The 17,834-nt window shown below is 39.4% G+C and carries 15 protein-coding genes; 13 read left to right on the forward strand and 2 right to left on the reverse strand.

What is annotated here, in order from left to right; genetic code table 11:
- Window positions 1–238: 238 nt before the first annotated feature.
- The 8 genes from DPX34_RS14005 to DPX34_RS14040 all read left to right on the forward strand — a co-directional run bounded on the left by DPX34_RS14005 (window position 239) and on the right by DPX34_RS14040 (window position 6,720).
- Window positions 239–1,039: a hypothetical protein gene (locus tag DPX34_RS14005; RefSeq protein WP_111979078.1), complete on the forward strand. Its 801-nt coding sequence runs from the start codon at window positions 239–241 to the stop codon at window positions 1,037–1,039.
- 202 nt (window positions 1,040–1,241) lie between these two features.
- Window positions 1,242–1,652: a 30S ribosomal protein S6 gene (rpsF, locus tag DPX34_RS14010; protein ID WP_111979079.1), complete on the forward strand. Its 411-nt coding sequence runs from the start codon at window positions 1,242–1,244 to the stop codon at window positions 1,650–1,652.
- A gap of 2 nt (window positions 1,653–1,654) precedes the next feature.
- A complete protein-coding gene (gene priB, locus DPX34_RS14015) occupies window positions 1,655–1,963 on the forward strand; it encodes a primosomal replication protein N (RefSeq protein WP_111979080.1) in 309 nt (102 codons plus the stop codon).
- 9 nt (window positions 1,964–1,972) lie between these two features.
- Complete coding sequence (gene rpsR, locus DPX34_RS14020; protein ID WP_111979081.1) at window positions 1,973–2,200, forward strand: 30S ribosomal protein S18; 228 nt, start codon at window positions 1,973–1,975, stop codon at window positions 2,198–2,200.
- A gap of 36 nt (window positions 2,201–2,236) precedes the next feature.
- On the forward strand, window positions 2,237–2,689 hold the full coding sequence (gene rplI / locus DPX34_RS14025; RefSeq protein WP_111979082.1) for a 50S ribosomal protein L9: 453 nt from the start codon (window positions 2,237–2,239) through the stop codon (window positions 2,687–2,689).
- Between the two features lie 322 nt (window positions 2,690–3,011).
- A complete protein-coding gene (locus DPX34_RS14030) occupies window positions 3,012–3,524 on the forward strand; it encodes a YfiR family protein (RefSeq protein ID WP_111979083.1) in 513 nt (170 codons plus the stop codon).
- Complete coding sequence (locus DPX34_RS14035) at window positions 3,524–5,941, forward strand: EAL domain-containing protein (protein WP_111979084.1); 2,418 nt, start codon at window positions 3,524–3,526, stop codon at window positions 5,939–5,941. Before DPX34_RS14030 ends, DPX34_RS14035 begins: the two co-directional genes overlap by 1 nt.
- Before the next feature lie 38 nt (window positions 5,942–5,979).
- Window positions 5,980–6,720, forward strand: a complete 741-nt coding sequence (locus DPX34_RS14040) for a dienelactone hydrolase family protein (protein ID WP_111979085.1) — start codon at window positions 5,980–5,982, stop codon at window positions 6,718–6,720.
- Window positions 6,721–6,783: 63 nt separating this feature from the next.
- Here the strand turns inward: DPX34_RS14040 and DPX34_RS14045 are convergent, their stop codons facing one another.
- A complete protein-coding gene (locus DPX34_RS14045) occupies window positions 6,784–7,821 on the reverse strand; it encodes a diguanylate cyclase (RefSeq protein WP_111979086.1) in 1,038 nt (345 codons plus the stop codon).
- A 216-nt stretch (window positions 7,822–8,037) separates the two neighbouring features.
- Here DPX34_RS14045 and DPX34_RS14050 point away from each other — a divergent pair, with 216 nt between their 5' ends.
- The 5 genes from DPX34_RS14050 (at window position 8,038) to DPX34_RS14070 (ending at window position 15,441) form a co-directional block, all read left to right on the forward strand.
- Window positions 8,038–8,796: a methylenetetrahydrofolate reductase gene (locus tag DPX34_RS14050; protein ID WP_111979087.1), complete on the forward strand. Its 759-nt coding sequence runs from the start codon at window positions 8,038–8,040 to the stop codon at window positions 8,794–8,796.
- A gap of 186 nt (window positions 8,797–8,982) precedes the next feature.
- Window positions 8,983–10,062, forward strand: coding sequence for a glycine cleavage system aminomethyltransferase GcvT (gene gcvT / locus DPX34_RS14055; RefSeq protein ID WP_111979088.1), 1,080 nt, complete (start codon window positions 8,983–8,985; stop codon window positions 10,060–10,062).
- A gap of 153 nt (window positions 10,063–10,215) precedes the next feature.
- Entirely contained in the window at window positions 10,216–10,608 is a 393-nt protein-coding gene (gene gcvH / locus DPX34_RS14060; RefSeq protein ID WP_111979089.1) for a glycine cleavage system protein GcvH, read from the forward strand.
- 97 nt (window positions 10,609–10,705) lie between these two features.
- Window positions 10,706–13,612 (forward strand): aminomethyl-transferring glycine dehydrogenase, encoded by a 2,907-nt coding sequence (gene gcvP / locus DPX34_RS14065; RefSeq protein WP_111979090.1) that lies wholly within the window; start codon window positions 10,706–10,708, stop codon window positions 13,610–13,612.
- 125 nt (window positions 13,613–13,737) lie between these two features.
- Window positions 13,738–15,441 carry a diguanylate cyclase gene (locus DPX34_RS14070; RefSeq protein WP_111979091.1) on the forward strand — a complete coding sequence of 568 codons (1,704 nt, stop codon included), beginning with the start codon at window positions 13,738–13,740 and terminating at the stop codon, window positions 15,439–15,441.
- 473 nt (window positions 15,442–15,914) lie between these two features.
- On the opposite strand, the gene DPX34_RS14075 is transcribed toward DPX34_RS14070, so the two are convergent.
- Window positions 15,915–17,771, reverse strand: coding sequence for a sensor domain-containing phosphodiesterase (locus DPX34_RS14075; RefSeq protein ID WP_111979092.1), 1,857 nt, complete (start codon window positions 17,769–17,771; stop codon window positions 15,915–15,917).
- Window positions 17,772–17,834: the final 63 nt, after the last annotated feature.

Consider the following 17,834-nt stretch of genomic DNA (forward strand, 5'->3'; position numbering starts at 1 on the left):
CGGTTTCGTCTGGAACTAGAAACCTGCCCCTAAACCCCGATCGCTTTGACTATAATTTATCAAAAATGTGATTTAACCCTAGTTTAATGCAGTATCGTCGACTATAACTAATATTAAACTCAGTATAAAAACAGCGCTTAATTGACCTAAGCGTATATAAAAAATTACTGATAAAAACAATAAAAGCGCGTCATTTTAAACCATATGATCAAAATGCCGACTTAACTAAGGTTAAGAGATGTTGACGACTAATCACAAAATAGCCCAAACCGTTGGTTTGAGCTTGCTCATGAGTTCTGTTTTTGCCCAGAACGAAAATGAGTCTTCAAGTTCATTGTTATATACATCGATTCCATCTCATGAGTCTGTGTCGTCTTTTTCTACCTTGAAAGTAGTGAGTTATCAATCGAACGCGGACTTGTCTCGTGATACTGATCATCCTACGTTACTAAAACCTTTAAATATTTCGCGTTGGCAACGCAATAAATCTATCAATGTTCAATCGGCATTAACCGAAGCGACTCAAACAAGTCAAGCGCGTATCGATATTGATGGTGTTAAAGTTCATTACACTTGGAACAATACGGCCAGCGTTAATGCTTCTTTTTATCAGCTTTCAGTGCAAGATAAAAATACAGGTGATGAAACGCTGTATGAAGAGAGCCGCTTTGCAGTGGGGGCTGACTATGGTCAATTCAGTCAAGCTGGTTTTCATGCTGGGTTAGCGGTTAGTCATCTAGCCGTAACAGAGCTAGATATGCACTATAATACAATTGATGGCAAAGCCTTAGCATTACAACTGAGTTACGGCATCGATGATAAGCTAACGGTATATAGCAAGTATCAAGTTGCTGATGATGAAACTATCGATATAAATGAAACTACCGAAGGGCAAGCCGTCTCTTTAGGCGCTTGGTATTCATGGACACCCAATATTGGTGGCTATGTAGAAGCTAAAGTCGACGAAAACAATTCAACTCAAGCGGCCAATGAGCAACTCAAAGAAGGTTTAATGTTAGGTTTGCGCATTAATCTATAAATTATTTTGGCCGCTTAAATCTGTTTTTTTATTCCCGCCCAGTAATTAATTGAAAAACTACACTTTCTTTTCTAAAGCAGCATTGCACAATGTGTGTTCATGCTGTAGAATCCGCGCCCTTATCAGCTATCAATCCGTTCCTTGCCTCCATAGGCAGTTTAGCTGAGCTGTTCTCGGGGCTCATTAACCGTAAGGAGCAATAATGCGTCATTACGAAATCGTATTTATGGTTCACCCTGATCAGAGTGAACAAGTTCCAGGCATGATTGAGCGTTATAGCGACGTTATCAATAATGCTGGTGGCCAAATTCACCGTCTTGAAGACTGGGGTCGTCGCCAATTAGCTTATCCAATCGAAAAGTTACATAAAGCACACTATGTTTTATTAAACGTAGAAGCGCCTTCTGAAGCTCTCGACGAATTAGAAACTGCTTTCCGTTTTAACGATGCTGTATTACGTAACTTAATTGTTCGTACTAAAGCGGCTGTTACTGAAGCTTCACCTTTAGTGAAGAAAGAAGAGCCAGTTCGTACCCGTAGAGAAGATTCAGCTCCGGCAAAAGAAGCAGCACCTAAAGGTGATGATTCTGCAGCAAGCGCTACTGCTGAATAAATGTGAATGATAACACTCTCGTCATTTCAGGATTTTTACCTAAAGACCCTGCAATTTCGAAAAGCCCCGCAGGTGTAGTGCATTGTCAGTTTGTGTTAGAACACGAATCTGAACAGTATGAAGCTGGGTTACCACGACGCGTTTGGTGTCGAATAAAAGTGGTAGCGAGTGGCGGTGAGTTTAAATCGCAAACTGAATTTTTAAAGTCTGGGTGTCGTGTACAAGTAACAGGGTTTCTCGTAAGAGTTGAAGGTCGTAACGGCTTAGCCCAACTGGTATTACACGCTCGACAGATAAATATTACTGATTAGGAGAAGCCAATGGCTCGTTTTTTCAGACGTCGCAAGTTTTGTCGTTTCACGGCAGACGGCGTAAGCGAAATCGATTATAAAGATATCGCTACATTAAAAAATTATGTAACTGAAAGTGGTAAGATTGTACCTAGCCGTATTACGGGTACAAATGCTAAGTATCAACGTCAATTAGCTCGCGCAATCAAACGTGCTCGTTACTTGTCATTGTTACCATACACTGATTTACACGCTTAATATCGTTCCCCAATAGTTTAATAAGGTAAAGTCAAAATGAATATCATTCTTTTAGACAAAATCGCAAACTTAGGTGGTTTAGGCGATCAAGTAAGCGTTAAAGCAGGTTACGCACGTAACTTTTTATTTCCACAAAGCAAAGCTGTTCCAGCCACTAAAGCTAATGTTGAGCATTTTGAAGCTCAACGTTCAGAATTAGAAGCTAAGCTAGCTGCTAACCTAGCAGCCGCTCAAGCTCGTGCTGATGCTATTGCTGCAGTTGGTACAGTTACTATTGCTACTAAAGCTGGTGATGAAGGCAAGCTTTTCGGTTCTATCGGTACTCGCGATATTGCTGATGCAGTTTCAGAAGCTGGTGTTGCAATCGTTAAATCTGAAGTTCGTTTACCAAACGGCGCAATCCGTGAAGTAGGTGAATTTGAGATCACTGTGAATGTACACAGCGAAGTAAATGCTATTGTTAAATTAAACGTTATCCCTGAAGCGTAAATTTAACTAGCAACCTGATTCAAGACAGAAACCCCGCTTTAATGCGGGGTTTTTGTTTTCTGCGTTTTAAGTTTGTGCAAATTATGCTATTAATTTAGCGTAATGCTTTAAGTTTTATTTATGCAGGATTTTTTTGTATATCGTTATATACATACAGTGGTGCTTTTTGTCTTCAAAAAAGGTATGTTAATATTGATAAATCATAAAAAAATCATATTAATAAAGTAAGATCACTATATTAATCAATAATAATTAATTAAATAACGGGAATGATGAGCTTTGTTTAGTAAGTGTTCGACTTTACTGGATAGGTAAGCTGCTAATGGATATGGTAAGCCCCGCTCAACGCGCTTTAATATATACGCTTCTAGCGACACTGTTTTCAGTTTTGCTGTCTGCGCCTGTTTGTGCAAAAAGCCCTGATGAAGCAACGCTAAGAGCCGCTGTTGTATTGGGGATATTACGCTATACGCAATGGAACGAAATAGACACCCAACATAATGCAATAAACCTATGCTTTATGGGGGGGCCGATGTCTGAAGATGTGCTCACTCGAGCGAGTAAAAAAGTGGCAGTTAAAGGCAAAAAAATTAAAATAGTAGAACCTCAAAAAACAGCCTGCAACGTTATTATTCTAGGTCAAAATGAATTCTCTCAACCTCTACCTGAACATTCGTTGATTGTGTGTGATAACTGCGAAGTAAAAAGTGGCATTGCAATCAATTTAGTCAAACGAAACAACCGCATTAGTTTCGAAATTTTCAGTGAGCAAGCAAAACAAAACCAAATTTCGTTTGGTTCTGCGCTGTTAGAACTTGCCAGTAGGATTTACTAATGCCGTTATCTAGCGTAAAGCGTTTTAATCGCTTTCAGTTTAAGATCACCCGTGTTGTGATTGCGGCAAGTGCATTAGCATTAGCCATTATTAGTGTCAGTGTTAACCTGGTTGAGCATAGCCTTGCAAAAAAGCGTTTAGTTAACGATTTAACGGTTATAAGTCAAATTATTGCTAATCGTTCAATTGCCTCTCTTATTTTTTATGATAATCAAGCCGCTGACATCAATTTAGCCGTAGGGCTGTTTCACCATTCAATTGAAACGCTTTGCCTTTATGACAGTTCGGGTGTGTTTTTTAGCCAATATATTCAAAATGGCTTAATTGACTCCTGTGAATTAACGTTTAAAGCATTAGATGTTAAAGCGCCTCAAAGCGCATTTGTCGATGATAATGTTGAATTGTTTTTACCTATACTTGATGCCGATGAAACCGTTGGCTACCTTAGTTTACGCTCTAATTTAAATTACGTAGAAAATGTTCAAGCGTATTTGCTAGTCACTAATACCGTTGTTATGGTTATCGCGATATTGTTGGCCTTATTATTAGCATCGCGTATGTTAAAAACGGTCTTAAAACCGCTGCATGATTTGCATGTAACAGCGTCCGCTATTATTAGTAATCCTTTTTCATCATTACGTGCGACAAAACGTAATGATGATGAAATAGGTTTGCTTGTGAGCGCGTTTAATCAAATGCTAGATAGTTTAGCGAAAGAGAATAGAGCGCTTTTAGCCTCTCAATCACGTTTTAAAGTGTTAGCACAAAATGCGCCCATTGGTATTTATGCTTTTGATCGGGTTAATGGTCATATTTTTACCAACACAAAGTGGCGAAAAATTACCGGTATTGATCGTTTTACCACGACAGAACAATATTGCGAAAATATTCCTGAATCGCATCAAAACCTATATCACCGATGTTTACAAAAAGTGCTTTCGAGCAAAGAATCGCAAATGCTTGAATACCCGTATATCGATCCTAAAACAGGGCGCGAACTCAATCTAATTGAATATTTTGCCCCGCAATTGCAATCGCAAACGGGCGAAGTGACGAGTATTATCGGTTCTGTTGTGGATGCGACCGAGTTAAAAAATGCGCAAAATGAATTAGAAAAGCTCGCGTTTTATGATCCATTAACTCAATTACCTAATCGTCGCTTTTTTAAAGACCATTTGCACTTTTCGCTTGAACAAGCCCGTAAGCAAAAGCAGTCTATTGCGGTATTAATGCTGGATTTAGATCACTTTAAAAAAGTGAATGATTCACTGGGGCACGATGCGGGTGATGAATTATTGGTTAAGTTGGCTAAATGTCTTAGAGATGCGGTATTTGAAGAAGATGTTGTTTCGCGTATGGGCGGCGATGAATTTATGATTTTACTGCAAAATGCCAATGAAAAAGCCAGTATTGAATTAGTGGTTGATCGCATATTTCAAGCGATTCAAAAGCCTATTTCAGTTTATAGTCAGAATTTTGAAGTATCGGCTTCGATTGGTGTTGCTGTTTATCCTGAAGATGCCAGTATATCGGACACGCTGGTTAAAAATGCTGATATCGCGCTCTATAAAGCTAAAGATAATGGTCGTAACCAAGTTGCTTATTTTTCATCTGATTTAGATCAAGAATTAAAAGAAGTCGTTAGATTAGAGCGTAAATTACGTTCGGCTATCGAAAATGAAAGTTTAGCTATTTATGTGCAGCCGCAATTTGATCTCGCAAAAAATAAATTTGTTTGGGGTGAAGCATTATTACGTTGGATAGATGACGAAGAAGGTTTCATCCCGCCTGATAAATTTATACCTATCGCTGAAGAAAGTGGGCTAATAATAACGATAGGCCAATGGGTGATTGAGCAAGTATGTGCAACATTACAACAATATGAGGCTGAATTTGCTGAAATAGGCATAGAAGGTATTGCGATTAACTTATCGGCTCGACAGTTCTTCTCCACGCACTTAGTGGATGATATTCATAATGCATTAAATCGTTATAACATACAGCCACAGCAAATTGAGTTTGAGCTAACTGAATCACTCGTTATGGAAGATATTCATAAAGCCATCGAAATAATGGGCGCGTTACGTGATATCGGTTGTAAACTGAGTATTGATGATTTTGGTACCGGGTATTCATCGTTAGCGTATTTAAAACAGTTTCCTATACATACGGTTAAAATTGATCGCTCGTTTATTATGGGGATCCCTGATGACAAAAATGACGTTGAAATATCATCAGCAATCATTGCAATGGCCCATAAACTCGGTTTGCAGACCGTGGCTGAAGGGGTTGAAACGCCTGAGCATTTCTTATTTTTACAACAGCAAGCGTGTGATTATATCCAAGGTTATTTAGTTGCTCGACCGATGCCAATTAAAGATCTGCTTAACTTAAAAACGTTTGTATTAGAACGTTAATCAACACACTCTATTAATAACAACTTATAAAGATAAATATGATAATCACAAATGAAACCATTGATTTAAATACTCCAACTGGGGTTATGCGCACTTATGTATATCGTCCTGTCAACGCAGGTCAGTACCCAGCTATTATTTTTTATTCAGAAATTTTTCAACAAACTGCGCCTATTGCACGCACCGCTGCCATTATGGCAGGGCATGGTTTTGTTGTTTTAGTGCCTGAAGTGTTTCATGAGTTAAATCCAATAGGTACTGTATTGGGTTATGATGATGCCGGTAAAGACAAAGGCAATGAAGACAAATGGGCAAAACCACTTGAAGCTCATGATACCGATACACAAGCGATGATTGATTTTGTCACTCAGCAAACATATTGCAACGGTCGAGTTGGGGCGATGGGGGTATGTATAGGTGGACACTTAGCCTATCGAGCAGCCTTAAACCCTAAAATTGAAGCCGCTTGTTGTTTATACGCCACTGATATTCATTCAGATACGTTACCTGCCGCCGAAGGCAATAATAGTTTTGAACGCACGCCCGATATAAAAGGCGAGTTAATGATGATATGGGGTAAGCAAGACCCACATGTACCAAATGAAGGCAGGTTCAAAATACACCATAAACTCATCGATTCAGAGGTTAACTTTACCTGGCACGAGTTTAATGCTCAGCATGCTTTTATGCGAGATGAGGGTGATCGGTACGACCCCGAAATTGCGCTAAAAGTTTATGGTATGTCGGTTGCCTTTTTTAAACGCATTTTAACCGCATAAATTAGATTGAATAAGGGGAGGCCAAAGTCACTTTAATCGGTTTGAAATAGTGACTTTGGTAATTTAAACAATAGCCGTTTGGTTTTTACCTAACTGCTTTGCTTGTAGCAAGGCTTGATCGGCTTGATTAAGCCATTGTTGATATTCTAAATATTGATTCGAAAATTCGGCAATGCCTATGGCTACTGCCATCGTATGCTCTTCAATAGACGGGACAACCATTCTATTAAACTTTTCATGCAATTTTTCTGCGACCACTTGAGCTTGCTCTTGAGTTGTCTCTGTGAGCAAAATAGCAAACTCATCACCCGCATAACGGCCTAAAATATCGCATTTACGGTTATTATCTTTTAATAAACTGGCTACCGATTGCAACGCTTTGTCGGCCGCTTGATGACCAAATAACTCGTTTATCGTTTTAAAGTTATCAATATTAATAATCATTAAACTGGCTTTATATTGATGACGTTCGCATTTTATATGTTCAGCGGAAACTAACGATTCCCAATAACGACGATTATGCAGCTTAGTTAAATCATCAGTTTGGCAATTTTTTTCTAATAACAGTTTTTGTCGGTAAATGCGTTTAGATAAATAAAAGGTGATGTAACCAAGCGACAACGGATAAACAATAAGCACTGGTAACGCAGCGTATATTTGATACACCGTAGTTTCAATTGAATACGTTAAACCGACTATTCCAGCACTAAAGATCAAACCGATAGCTAATGCGACTAAACCGCGTAGGGCAAACTTGACACCGGCCGCTGCTAAATTGTCAAAGCACATCCAAGCCACAATCAAAACACTAGGCAATAGATTAAACTGCATAACCGGGATCCAAAAAGCACATAAAAATGAATCGATTAATAAATTGTTTAACTCTGCATCATAAGGGGTAAAACTATTACGTGCTCTAAAATAAGCAAAGTGAGGCCAAACAAAGCCATGAATAAAAAGCAATAGCCACCAGTACCATGGCACACCCAGCGTATCAAATACGGCTGCAACGGCAATGGCACCTAAGCCACAACCCACAATGCGAGGACCATAAAGGCGTCGAATAAAGCCTCTACCAACAATCGAGGTTTGAGAAGTCATAATAAATAGTGTACATCCTGTAGCGGTTTCGCTAAGTTTATCAGTCAGGGGCTGTTTATAGCAACTAAGCAAAACGAAAAACAATTTTAAAACTCTTCAACAGCATGTTGAAGATTATTGTTTAGCCTTATGCAATTAAATCGATATAATTAAGCAATACATAACAATATATTTCGCTTATAAAAGCGAAGATAAAACATCATAGGTTGTACTCCCGTGAAAATATCATTTGAAGTGGTGCCCAGAACAGCAGAGGCAACCCAAGAACAAATCGAATTTGTAAAACAGCATTTGCCACAAATTAACACCATTAATGTGCCCGACTTATTACGTTTGCCGATCCGTAGTTGGGAAGGTGCTAACTTTATAGACCGCCAACAACACGATTTTATTCCACACTTTCGGGCAATTGACTTTAATCGACCTGAAAAACGTTTTCAAAAATTAATACATGCCTACGAATTAGACAAGGTCTTGATCGTATCGGGCGATCCTCCACCTGATATGTCGCACCGTGTATACGACACACAAGTTATCGATTTAATAAAAGATATCCGTAATGACTTTCCTGATATTGAAATCTACTGTGGATTTGACCCTTATCGCTCAAGCATCAAGCAAGAAAAAGAATATATATTCAAAAAATTTGATGCTGGCTGTGACTACATTTTATCGCAACCTTTTTTCGATATTCGATTGCTTGAGGTTTACTCCGACTTTTTACCCGCAGAAAAAACATTTTGGGGTATCAGCCCTGTCGTCACTGAGAAATCACAAGCCTATTGGGAAAGAATGAACCATGCCGTATTCCCCTCTGATTTTGATGCCAGCTACGATTGGAACATTAATTTTACCAAACAAGTCATTGATCACAGTGCGAAAACGGGATCGCATATCTACTTTATGCCAATCAGAATTGACTTAGAGCGTTATTTTTCGCCGGTGAGCAAAATGCTTGCTGGGCTTAAAGCGTAATTAAATCATAAAGATAAAGCCTGCAAATAAACCAGCAGGCTTTTTACATTTCAAAGCAAACGCATCCCATACCATTAAAACAAAAAAATACAGCACTAAAAATACGCTGATTGCTGTTTTAGCGCGTTAACTTCCGTTATAATCCGCGTCCAAAATTTCGTTTATTTTTTCGTTAATAGGTTTTACATGTCTAATCAAACAGTCTTACATGCCAAACATCTTGAATCATCAGCTAAAATGGTTGATTTTCATGGTTGGGAAATGCCAATACGCTACAGCTCACAAATTGAAGAGCATCATGCGGTAAGACAAAATGCAGGCATGTTTGATGTATCACACATGACAGTAGTTGATGCAAAAGGGCCACAAGCCAAAGCTTACCTACAAAACCTATTAGCCAACGATGTTGCTAAATTAACAACCAAAGGTAAAGCCTTATACAGCGGTATGTTAAACGAAGCGGGTGGGGTAATTGATGATCTTATCGTTTATTACTTCGCCGAAGATGATTACCGTTTAGTGGTTAACTCTGCAACTCGCGAAAAAGATTTAGCATGGTTAAATGCTCAAACTAACGGGTTTGATGTTGAATTAACTGAACGTGACGACCTAGCCATGATAGCCGTGCAAGGCCCTGCCGCTAAAGCGACGGTTGGTAAATTATTAAACTCAGAACAACAAGATATCGTTGCCGATATGAAACCATTTTTTGGTTATCAAGCGGGTGAGTTGTTTATTGCAACCACAGGTTATACGGGCGAAGCCGGTTACGAAATACTGCTTAAAAATAAACAAGCACCTGCATTTTGGCAATCACTACTTGATTTAGGTGTTGTGCCTTGTGGTTTAGGCGCGCGCGATACTTTACGCCTAGAAGCCGGTATGAATCTATACGGCCAAGATATGGATGAAACCATTTCACCCTTAGCAGCAAACATGGGGTGGACAATTGCCTGGGAACCAAGTGAACGTCAATTTGTTGGGCGTACTGCATTAGAAACTGCACGCGAAACCAATAACAGCAAGATTGTTGGTTTAGTGATGGAAGAGAAGGGCGTATTACGCGCTGGCTTAAAAGTCATTAGTGAGGCCGGTGAAGGCGTGATCACCTCTGGTACTTTTTCACCTACGTTAGGCTTTAGCATTGCCATGGCGCGTGTCCCTAACAATGTAGGGGCAACGGTTGACGTTGAAATGCGTAAAAAACAAGTCACCGTAAAAGTCGTAAAACCTTCATTTGTCCGTAATGGCAAATCGGTATTGTAGTATAAAAATTAACCATTTTTAGTTGGGGTTGGCAAAGCCACCATAAAACACACAAGATAATCGACCATAAAAATATTTCCAAATACGTTTGCTTTGACTATAAATAAAGCAAACGCATTTGAAGCAAAATTTAATTGATTTAAGGAACTTATAATGAGCAATATCCCTGCAGAATTAAAATACACGAGTACACACGAATGGGTTCGTCACGATGGCGATGGCATTGTAACCGTGGGTATTACTGAGCATGCGCAAGATTTATTAGGTGACTTAGTTCACGTTGATTTACCTGACGAAGGTGATGCATTAGCAACAGGCGATGATGCTGCAGTTGTTGAATCAGTTAAAGCGGCTTCTGATGTATACGCACCCGTTACTGGTGAAGTGATCGAAATCAATGAAGAATTAGAAGATGCACCCGAACTCATCAACTCAGACGCTTTTGGCGACGGTTGGTTATTCAAAATCAAATTAGACGATATCACCGAGCTAGAATCTTTACTTGACGCTGAAGGTTACGCTGGTTCGATCGACGAAGACGAATAAACATTAGCCACAAAACGCTAATCACAAACCTCGATGCGAACGACAACCCGTTACCTCGAGGTTTTTTTATTATTGAATATTAGGAAACATCGCAGACATGACTGAACAATTGTCTTTGCAACAGCTTGAAAACCGCAATGAATTTATCCAACGCCACATCGGGCCCGATGAAGCCGAGCAGCAACATATGTTGGCTACATTAGGCTTAACGACACTCGATGAATTAATTGAGCAAACGGTCCCTGGTAATATTTTGCTAAAAGACCCAATCAATGTAGGCGAAAGCCAAACAGAAGTTGACGTGCTGAGCAAACTAAAAGCCCTTGCCAAGCAAAATCAAATGTTCACCTCATACATCGGTATGGGTTATTACAACACGCATGTGCCGAATGTTATTTTGCGTAACGTGCTCGAAAACCCAGGTTGGTACACGGCTTATACGCCTTACCAACCTGAAATCGCACAAGGTCGTTTACGTTCATTGTTAACGTATCAGCAAATGATTATCGACCTAACCGGCATGGAAATGGCCAACGCCTCAATGCTGGATGAAGGTACTGCGGCAGCTGAAGCCATGGCGTTAGCTAAACGTGTAAGCAAAAATAAAAAATGCGACACCTTCTTTATTGCTGATGATGTACACCCACAAACCATTGATTTAGTTAAAACCCGCGCTGAAATGTTTGGCTTTGAAATTGTTATAGAAGCTGCCGAAAATGTAGTTAACTACAACGTATTTGGTGCTTTATTTCAATACCCTAATACAACCGGTGCAGTGAGCGACATCAGCGAATTAATTGCCGATGTGCAAAGCAAAAAAGGCATTGCCTGTGTTGCTTCCGATTTACTCGCATTAACCTTATTAAAATCGCCGGGCGAACTTGGAGCCGATGTCGCTTTAGGTTCAGCTCAGCGTTTTGGTGTACCGATGGGATACGGCGGACCACACGCCGCGTTCTTCGCCACTAAAGATAAATACAAGCGTTCGTTACCTGGCCGTATTATTGGTGTATCGGTTGATAGCCGAGGCAACGAAGCATTGCGTATGGCATTACAAACGCGTGAACAACATATACGTCGCGAAAAAGCCAACTCAAACATCTGTACAGCACAAGTATTACTCGCCAACATGGCCGTGTTTTACGCGATATATCATGGGCCAGAAGGGCTTAAAAAAATAGCGCAACGTATAAATCGCTTAACCGATATATTAGCAAAAGGCATCCAAAGCCAAAGTGAAAAGAGCGGTGTGTCTTTAGCTAACGACACTTGGTTTGACACCATTACACTCAATGTGGGTAGCCAAAAAGATGCGATTATCGCACGTGGTTTAGCGGCTGAGATTAACTTCAGAACTGATCTTGAAAACCAACTTTCAATCGCCATTGACGAAACGATTACAGCGCAAGACATCGCTAAATTGTTCGATGTTATATTAGGTGCAGATCATGGCTTAATCATTGATAGCTTAGATGCTGACATAGCTACGCAAGGCAGCCAATCAATACCGGCTGACTTACAGCGCACCTCTGCTTATTTAACTAACGAAGTGTTTAATACGCATCATTCAGAAACTGAAATGTTACGCTACCTTAAATCGTTAGAAGCCAAAGATTTAGCCCTAAATCATTCAATGATTTCATTAGGCTCATGCACCATGAAGCTAAATGCCACCGCTGAAATGATCCCGGTGACATGGCCAGAATTTGCTAACTTGCATCCGTTTACACCGGTTGAACAAGCGCAAGGCTACCAAGGTATGATCAGCGAATTATCAGATTGGTTAATTAACATTACCGGTTACGATGCACTCAGCATGCAGCCAAACTCAGGCGCACAAGGTGAGTACGCTGGCTTAATTGCGATCCAAAAATATCATCAAAGTCGCGGCGACCATCACCGTAACATCTGCTTGATCCCAAGTTCAGCACACGGCACTAACCCCGCTTCAGCTCAAATGGCAGGCATGAAAGTGGTTGTCACAAAGTGTGATGCAAACGGTAATGTCGATATGGACGACTTACGCGAAAAAGCCGAGCAAGTGTCAGAAAATTTATCATGCATCATGATCACGTATCCATCAACCCATGGCGTATACGAAGAAACCATACGCGATATTTGTGACCTAATCCACGAACACGGTGGCCAAGTTTACATGGATGGTGCCAACATGAATGCACAAGTTGGCGTAACGTCACCGGGTTTCATCGGCTCAGATGTATCACACTTAAACTTACACAAAACCTTTTGTATTCCACACGGTGGCGGTGGCCCAGGTATGGGCCCTATCGGTGTTAAATCACACTTAGCGCCGTTTTTACCTAACCACCCGGTGATCAATATTGCGGGCACAGGTGCCGACAACGGCTCGGTGTCGGCCGCACCTTGGGGTAGCGCCGCTATACTCCCTATTAGCTACACTTATGTGGCATTAATGGGCAGCGAAGGTTTACGTAAAGCCACACAAGTAGCCATATTAAGTGCCAACTACATGGCAAAACGCTTAGCTGACGACTTCCCGATTTTATATCGCGGCCGTAACAGCAAAGTTGCGCACGAATGCATTATTGATTTACGCCCATTAAAAGAAGCTTCAGGCATAACCGAAATGGATGTGGCCAAACGTTTAATGGATTACGGATTCCATGCACCAACCATGTCATTTCCAGTTGCGGGTACCTTAATGGTAGAGCCAACTGAATCAGAGCCGCTGGTTGAGATTGACCGTTTTATTGATGCCATGTTAGCGATCAGAGCCGAAATCACGAAAGTTGAAAAAGGTGAATGGACAGTAGAAGACAACCCATTACACAATGCACCACACACCATGGCTGATTTAGTTGATGCCAACTGGAACCGCGCTTATTCACGCGAATTAGCGGTGTTTCCAAGTGCAGCAGCTGCAAGTAACAAATTTTGGCCAACCGTAAACCGCATCGACGATGTATACGGCGACCGTAATTTAATTTGTAGCTGCCCTACAACAGAGAGTTATTCTGAATAGGTATAGTTGATAATTAATATTCAAGCGTTATGCTAAAGACAAACTTCGGTTTGTCTTTTTTTTACTTTTAGAAAACAGTAGATAAAGTAAGGTAAGCGCTTTATCCAGCAATAGGAGGGAAGCCTATGTGTGATTATAAAAAATATATTGGTAGTTTAACGTACCCGATCGCTTATATAAAAATGGCTACCTTATTTTTGCTCTTGATATGTTCTGTGCTTTCTATTTCTGTGTCGGCACAACCTTATGTCAAACTTGATAACACGAATAAAATTAAACTGGCTGAACACAACCTTTGGTTTAATACGCAACCTTTAGAAACACCGCCTCGCTTTTCACAATTAAACCAACTATTTAAAAATGCTGATCGCGTTACTACCACATTAGGAAAAAGTGGGGCTTTTATCGCAAAAATTAATTTAACTAATATAAATAACGATAAAAACACCTGGTTTGTAAATATTAATATGAATTACTTAGATCTAGGAACGGCTTATTGGCAACCTAATCAAGGTAAACCTATTCAGTTAGAACAATTTGGTTATCTTAATCGTGACAACCCCAAAATAACCCACTCGCAAACATTTTCACTTTCGTTAAGCGAGCAAGAAAGCGGTACGCTTTGGATTTATGTGCAGGCAAAAGTCTTCGCAATACCGGCTGATATCAATATTTACCGAAAAAAAGCCTTCTATAATAAACAGTTTTTAATTAATAGTATTACCACTATTTCTTATACAGTTATGATGACACTCGCTTTAATAGCGGCTTTTATTTACTTAAGGCTTAAATCGTTAGCCGTATTAGCTTGTACAGGGTATATAGGTTTACATGGGTTAGGTTGGTTTGCTGCTTCTGGTAGCTTAGGGTATTTATTTCAAGTTCAGCTATTTAACCCTGTTTATGGCGGTATCTTTTTATTTCCTTTTGCTATCGCGGCTGCGAGTCAGTTCACTAAATTGCTATTTAATTGTCAGCAAGATCACACAAAAATAAATAAAATACTTAATTTAATGACCATCGTGAGCTTGTTCGCGGGAGTGCTCATACTTTTTCTGCCTTTTATTCAGGGCTACTTAGTATCACATATCATCGCCATCGCTTGGATCCCGTTATGCATAGGGATCGGTATTTTCATGCTCAGAAAAAAAGATTTTAGAGCGAAATATTATCTTACCGGCAATTTCTTATATGGGTTGGCTTTAGCGGTATATGTTTTATCTCATACGTATAAATTAGACCTGAGTTTACGCCCTGAACTCATTGTATTAATCGCATTAACGATTGACTGCTTTTGTATTCTTCTTTCATTGACTGAGTGGTTGCAAATACAGCAAAAAGAATTAAATCGAATTTATAATACATCACGTATCGACCCATTAACCCAAGTTGGAAATCGGCTTGCACAAAACGAAATGCTTAGTCATTTATCTGGGCATTACTGCATCACCTTTATTGACCTTGATAACTTTAAAAAAATTAATGATAAATGTGGTCATGATATTGGTGATAAGTATTTAATTGATGTCGCTACGACCATTAAAAAGGCAATGCAGGGGCTAGGGGACGTATTTCGCTGTGGTGGCGATGAGTTTATTTTAGTGGTAAGTGTGGAGCGAAAAGAGCAAGTTGAGCCACTCTTAAAGCAATTAACTAGATTGATAAAAAAAACCGAACAAGAGCTACAGCAAAAAGGTTGGGAATCGGCTGGGCTTAGCTTTGGCATGGCGACAACGTTTGAAACTTCAAATCAATCAGAATGTTTATCGTTAGCTGATCAAAGAATGTATAAATGTAAAAAGAAAATAAACAGCACGAATTTGCACTAGCTGAATAATATTTCACTAAAGTTAAGGTGAGCAGAATCAAACAAAAACGTTTTTTATTGGGGCTCCCAATATACCAGATGAGCCACGTGCTCCCTTTTTGGTTTTTTATAGAAAAAATAAGTGTTCAGCTCTTTTTAGCTTGTAGGTTGCCATGAGTGAAACGAATCGCAACACACTCAAGTAACCGTTTTAAACCTACCAACCAAAAATTAAATCGCCCATAAAAGAATAATAATTTAGCGCAACATAAACCAGAAACAGTGCGGTTCGCAAGCTCACGGCACCCTGCAAATCAGCTACACAAATAGTGTAAACGAATAAAAGCCACTAATATCAATACCTAAATTAATGCATGTCATTGATGAATGTTCGTAAAGTGATAAATAATAAGTTTATGGGTTACCGTAGGCTATTGATTTAAGTTAACGCAATGGTTTGAAATATGGCCGCCACTTATAAGGTTTTATTGTTGCTCACAATTTGTCGAGTGCATTTTCATTTTTTAAAAAGTCGGTTATTTGTTCGGCTTTTATGGGCTTTGAAACTAAGTAGCCTTGAATAAAATCGCAACCGTTTGCGAGTAACCAATGCGCTTGTATTTTACTTTCGACACCTTCAGCAACGATTTCTAGCTTCATGCCTTTTGCTAACCCGATAATGGATTGCGCGATGCATATGTCGCTTTCATTATTGGGTAAGCCATCAACAAACGATTTATCAATTTTTAGTTTTGATACTTTTAAATTTTTTAAACGCGATAAAGAAGAATAGCCCGTACCAAAATCATCAATTGATAAATTAATACCTAAGTTACTCAGTTGCTCTAATTGGTGCGACAGAGCTTCTGAATCACCGGCGATAAGCTCTTCAACTATTTCAAATTCAAGGGCTGAAAAGGCAATTTGGTATTGTGCAACATAGCGCTTTATTTGCGCGACTAGGTTGGGTGAAAAGAGCTGTTCTGATGAAATATTAACCGACACTTTATTAATAACAATGCCAGAATCAAGAAAATATCGAATATCGCGGCATGCTTGTTCAAGTATGATATCGCCGAGCTCTTTCATTAAACCAAGCCGTTTCGCGATAGGTAAAATAAGGTAAGGTGTAATAATACCTTTTTCAGGGTGTTCCCAGCGTACGAGGGCTTCTAATGAAATACCGACAGTTGGATAATCGGGTTTAACAATGGGTTGATAAAACGCAATAATTTGGTTTTTATTTAACGCTTCAATAAATTCACGTTCTAAAGTTACGGCTTCTAAATGGTTGGTTAGCCATTCAGGATCGAAGTAACAATCACTGCCTTGTTGTTCATTTTTGGCTTTTTGCATGGCCAGTTCGGCTTTGCGAATGGGGTCGTTATCGACGAGATCTTTTATTGGGCCTAAAAAAACGCCTATTGAGGCAGAGGTGGCAATGGTTTCATCTAATGGTGTTTTAATTTCTTCTACAAATTGTAATTTGATTTTACTAACTAACTCATCAATGAGTTTGTCATTTATCACTTGTGGTAACCAAAATGCAAACACGTCTCCTTCAACACGGGCGAGTTGGTATTTTAAATCGAGATCGATATTATCTAAGCGTAGCGATATTTCGCGCAATACTTGATTCGCAAAGTGGTAGCCAAACCTATCATTAATTTGTGTGAAGTTGTCCATGCCTACGAGCAAGACGGCACAAGGTATGTTTTTTATCGCGGTATCGATAGTTTGATTGATTCTTTTTTGAAAGAACAGTCTGTTTTCTAAATTGGTGAGTGGGTCTATTTTTTCGAGGTAACTGAGTTTTTGTTTTTCAATAAACCAATTAGATTGCGCATAAACTAACGAGATGGTGTCGGCAACCGATACTGAATATGATATTTCGGCCATATCCCAATTGCGCTGTTTTTCTGCTTGCTCAATACAGATAAGCCCAAACATACCTTTTTCGTTAAAAATCGGCACATCGAGCATCGACATGATATTTAACGGTTTTAAATAACCATCTAAAAATTCTTTTGTCCGATCATCTGTTCTGGCATTGTCGGCATTAATAACTCGGTTTTGTCTAAGTGATGCAAAATAGTGAGGACACGTTTCTTCATGAATAACGATACCCGTTTCAAATTTTTTCTCGGCGAGTATGTATAGGTTGCTACAGACAATGCTTTTTTGATCGTCGCTGAATAGCCAAATGCTCACGCGTGACACATTGAGCCGTTCGCAGCAGGATTTAATTATTTTTTGTGTTTTAGCGTTTACGTCTTGCTCTAACTGACCATCTTGAAAGCCTAAGCGAGTTAAAGATTGTTGCAGCGCTAAAAATTTATTTACTAAATCCATGCCTATCTTTTATTAAAATTTAATCATTATTTAATAATAGCAAGGTTTTAGCCTGCGTCATGT

Source organism: Algibacillus agarilyticus (genome assembly GCF_003286125.1).
In the GTDB taxonomy this organism is placed as follows: Bacteria; Pseudomonadota; Gammaproteobacteria; order Enterobacterales; family Alteromonadaceae; genus Algibacillus; species Algibacillus agarilyticus.